Below are 494 nucleotides of genomic sequence, written 5' to 3'. Positions count from 1 at the left end.
GATTGCCCTTGCGAATACTGATTTTGCAGCAGCGAGGTAGAAGCAAACCCGGCAGCCTTGAGGCGCCAAGTATCAGGGCCGCCCCGCTGTGCACGTGGGGAGCCGAGAACACGGCGTAGATGAAAGCATTTCTTCAGTCGCGTACGCTTGGCCATATCTGTCATCGCCCCCATCGAGCGGATGGGTGATGCCGTCAATTCGAAACGCAGAGCAGACCAAGTCATGATTATTCGCCCCGCCGTCCCCGGAGACTTGCCAGCCCTCCGTGAGCTCTTTCTGCGGTCTCGGTCGGTGACATTCAGCTGGGAACTGTCCTCGTCGTTGGCACTAAGCGACTTCGACAACCAGACCGCTGGTGAATGGCAGCTGGTCGCGCTCGACGGCGGCCGGCCCGTGGGTTTCATTTCCGTTTGGGAACCTACCCACTTCATCCACCACCTGCACGTCCACCCGCAGTTTGCCCGCCGCGGCATCGGTCAGGCGCTCCTGCGGGC

General features: G+C 61.1%; 2 protein-coding genes. One reads left to right on the top strand and one right to left on the bottom strand.

The window, feature by feature from the left end:
• Window positions 1-224 (bottom strand): hypothetical protein (locus tag ACR9ZJ_RS19380; RefSeq protein ID WP_481288690.1); only part of this gene is annotated, 224 nt, incomplete at its 3' end.
• On the opposite strand from ACR9ZJ_RS19380, the gene ACR9ZJ_RS19375 reads away from it, so the two are divergent.
• On the top strand, window positions 181-494 hold a 314-nt coding region (locus ACR9ZJ_RS19375), incomplete at its 3' end, for an N-acetyltransferase family protein (protein ID WP_481288689.1). The genes ACR9ZJ_RS19380 and ACR9ZJ_RS19375 overlap by 44 nt on opposite strands.

The organism is Luteibacter sp. KNZ12-1A, from assembly GCF_056755675.1.
This window is presented reverse-complemented; position numbering and strand designations above follow the sequence as displayed.